The organism is Candidatus Desulfatibia sp. (assembly GCF_036446775.1).
Taxonomy (GTDB): Bacteria; Desulfobacterota; Desulfobacteria; order Desulfobacterales; family UBA11574; genus Desulfatibia_A.
Window position 1 is genome coordinate 1 of the sequence record NZ_JAZFTO010000028.1, and the last position, 3571, is coordinate 3571.

Here is a 3571-nt window from a genome sequence, read left to right on the forward strand (position 1 = left end):
TTCGCGCCTATATCCAAACCTTGAACGGCCCCGCCTGCGCGGCCGGTGAGCATGATGACATAAATAAGTGTGTTTACCGGCTCACTGCGCAAAATCCTGCAAAATGTCGTGCCGTCCATCACCGGCATCATCACATCCAGCACGATCACATCGGGCCGTTCGTTGTAAACGACTTCCAGCGCCTCCTTGCCGTTTTCAGCTTCCAGCACCGTATAGCCCGGCCTGCGGAGATTCCGGATAAGGGTTTTACGAATGCTAGGATCGTCGTCAACGACTAGAACTTTGTCCATCACTGGCTCCTTTCAGAATGCTGTCCAACGTCTTTTCGAAATCGGCTTTAATCGGTTTGGTTATAAAATAATCGCAACCTACCTGCGCGGCTTTTTCCTGATCGATAGTTGCCGCCATTGCGGTCAGCATCGCAATAAGGCCCCGGTAATTCCGTTCACGCAGGGTCTGTATCGCGGTAATCCCGTTCATTACCGGCATCTGCATGTCCATAAGTATGAGATTGGGGCGGAGTTCGAAAGCCATGTCTATCCCTTCTTCCCCATTTGCCGCGGTATGCACATCGAAACCGGCTCTCGTTAGACGACGAGTGAGTAGTTTCCGAATTGCCTCGTCATCGTCCACCAATAAAATCTTGCCGTCCAACGTACTTATCCTAATGCCGGTTGTCTGAAACTATTTATCATCAATTACCGCCAGCGGTATAGTGAAAGTGAAAGTGCTTCCTTTTCCGACCTTGCTTGCCACCTCGATATCGCCGCCGTGAAGATGGATAAGCCGTTTCGTTATCGCGAGTCCGAGCCCCGTACCGCCCGCCGCGCGGGTGGAAGAGTAGTCCACCTGCTCGAAAATATTGAATATGTTATCCAGTTTATCTTCGGGGATACCGCAACCTTTGTCTTGCACGGAGAAGTAGGCAAACCGGTCGTCCTTCCTTATGGCCAGCAATATTTCGCCATTGTCGCTGAATTTCACGGAGTTGCCTAGCAGGTTGAGAAGAATCTGCTTCAGGCGCATCGGGTCTGCCTGCGCCGTTATATCCTTTGTGGGAATGTCGGTAACCAGCGTAAGCCCTTTCTTTTCCGCCAACGATTTAGCGATAGCCGCCGCTTCATCAACGGCGTCGTTTGCGGAAATAGGTTGCATCGATATATCCATCTTGCCCGCTTCGATTTTTGAAAGATCGAGAACGTCGTTGATGAGGCGAAGAAGATGCTCGGACTGCTCGAAGGCGTCACCGGAGATTTCAAGGATTTCATCTTTTCCCATATCTTTGAGATATTCCGGGTTACTGATCTCCTGAAGGTTGCTCATGATAACCGTGAGCGGTGTCCGGAGTTCGTGGCTAACCATGTTGAGGAAATCCGACTTGGCTTTGTTGGCCGCTTCCGCCTTTTCCTTGGCCAAGCGGAGCTCAGCCGTGCGCACTTCCACCAGCCGCTCGATCTCGGCCTTTTTATTGGCCTCCGAGTTTAAATAGACCGCCAGCAAAGAGGTGAAAATAAGCCCGACCATGAAAATCACCTGCGACTGCCATGTCAAACGGGCGGCGAAATATTTTTCTGTCGGCAGGGCTGTTACGCCCCACTGGCGTCCCGCGGTGTCTTTGAGTAATTTGCGGTACTCCATCCCCGGTATGACATTCGATGCGCCTTGGGGTGAATGGCGATGCAGGAATTGCTCTGATTCCACGGCGGATAGGTCGTTGAGCGTTATCTCAATTTGTTCGTCCTGGAAATGGCTCAAGGCGGTTTCCAACATGTCGCCCACCCGAAACACGCCCAAGGCAAATCCACGCAGACTTTCCCGGCGTTCCTCCACCGTTGAAGGGTTGCCTTTATAAAAGGGCAAAAATGCAAGAAAGCCTTTTTGTGTCGCTTTTTCCTGCACCAATGTGATGCGCGCGGTGGCAAGCATCCGGCCCGAATCGCGCGATTCAACAAGGGCGCTAAGCCTGGTGGCGCTGGATGCCAGGTCAAACCCCAACGCTTTTTCATTTCCCTTCATCGGTTCCATGTAATAAACGGGGAAATACTCGTCCCGCTCGCCGGCGCTCACCATGTCGCCCTGTTTGCGGCGCTCGGTGATTTTGAAATCAAGTAATCCGTCGGCCTGCGCAAGCGATTCGTATTTCAATCTGTTTTCCGCCGCGACGCGCGGAATCCACTCAATCGCCTGGATGCTGGCATGGCGGGCGAGCTGTGGGGTAACGGCCACGTGAAATTGCTTGCGGGTAACGAAATCCAAGGCCTCGTACAATCCTTGAGGGACAAACAAAACTTCCAGATTGAGACCTATTTCCCGCTCAAGCGACGCGACCCGCTCGTCCACTTTATTTTCAAATTCCGCCAGAATTTGCCGGGTTTCCCAATTTCGGGATGTCCACGCAGCCGACGCCGAGAGGGCGATTCCGATAATGACCGCAAGAATGACGGCCAGGCTAATTTTCTTTTTCATCATTTAGCCTTTAATCCTTTAGCAACGATACTTTGAATGACCTGTTTACGATTCTGGTTTTATGCAATTATTTTATACACGTTCGTCAGATTAGTCAATTATTTTTCATAGCTGGATACGGCTTGGATTGAAAGAAATCAGGAAAGCTCATAATTCTTTTTTTTCAAGCAGATGGCCTGAGTTTGTTTTTAACCAGCCTGCAACTTGGGCGCTCCAATGAAATAAGTATGAAATAAGTATTGCAATTATTATTGAATTAATTTAGAATTAGTGATAAATACCAGTTTTTTTTGTGTTAATAATGTAACGACCTATTTATAAGAGTGTTGGGCGGAATATCGGTGTGAACAAGGTTAACTTGGGGCTGATGGAAGATAACCTGTCCGAACAGGAAGCAAAAAGGGACATTGAAACTGAAAATATAAAGGATCTTCTAAAGTTTGTTCCGTTTGCGGCAGTTGCGGTTGCTATTCTTATTTTGGTCGGTGTAAGTAATTTCAGGCTGTTTCATATCCTTTCCGAGCTTTTCGCCGTTTTTATAGCGTTTTTTACATTTTCCACTGCTTTGTTAACGTTCAAGGTTTCGCGCAACAATTTCATCATGTACCTGGGATGCGGTTATTTTTGGGTAGGAATGCTGGATTTAGCGCACGCGTTGTTCTTTGAAAATGTGGGAATCATTTCCGGCAACAGCACAAATGTCTCCGCACAGCTTTGGATTTCGGCCAGATACCTTGAGGCATTTTTATTATTGACCTCATTCTATTTTCTTAAGAGAAAAGTTAATATATGGCTTGTTTTTTCAGGTTTCGGCCTATTTTCAATAATATTATATTCATTAATTGCCGCCGGGATATTTCCGGACTGCTTTGTCGAGGGCAGGGGGCTAACCGCCTTCAAAAAAGGAAGTGAATACGTAATCATCGGAATTCTTTTCCTGACTTTGTTGCGGCGGAAATACGTAAAACACCTGCTGGAAGAAAATGTTTATAACAAGATTTTCCTGGCCATAGATATAACTATAATATCCGAGACTCTGTTTACCTTATATTCCAATGCTTCCAGTGGATATGTGATCGCCGGCCATATTACAAAGATATTTTCC

The 3571-nt window shown here is 47.8% G+C and carries 4 protein-coding genes; 1 reads left to right on the top strand and 3 read right to left on the bottom strand.

Annotated features, from left to right (window positions below; translation table 11 throughout):
* The 3 genes from V3S16_RS01215 to V3S16_RS01225 form a co-directional block, all read right to left on the bottom strand.
* A partial coding sequence (locus V3S16_RS01215; RefSeq protein WP_413882852.1) for a response regulator occupies window positions 1-290 on the bottom strand: 290 nt, incomplete at its 3' end.
* Window positions 268-654 (bottom strand): response regulator, encoded by a 387-nt coding sequence (locus tag V3S16_RS01220; RefSeq protein WP_413882853.1) that lies wholly within the window; start codon window positions 652-654, stop codon window positions 268-270. The genes V3S16_RS01220 and V3S16_RS01215, both read right to left, overlap by 23 nt.
* Before the next feature lie 30 nt (window positions 655-684).
* On the bottom strand, window positions 685-2469 hold the full coding sequence (locus tag V3S16_RS01225; RefSeq protein WP_413882854.1) for a CHASE domain-containing protein: 1785 nt from the start codon (window positions 2467-2469) through the stop codon (window positions 685-687).
* Between the two features lie 340 nt (window positions 2470-2809).
* On the opposite strand from V3S16_RS01225, the gene V3S16_RS01230 reads away from it, so the two are divergent.
* Window positions 2810-3571, top strand: a 762-nt coding sequence (locus tag V3S16_RS01230) for an MASE3 domain-containing protein (protein WP_413882855.1), incomplete at its 3' end; no start/stop codon positions are given.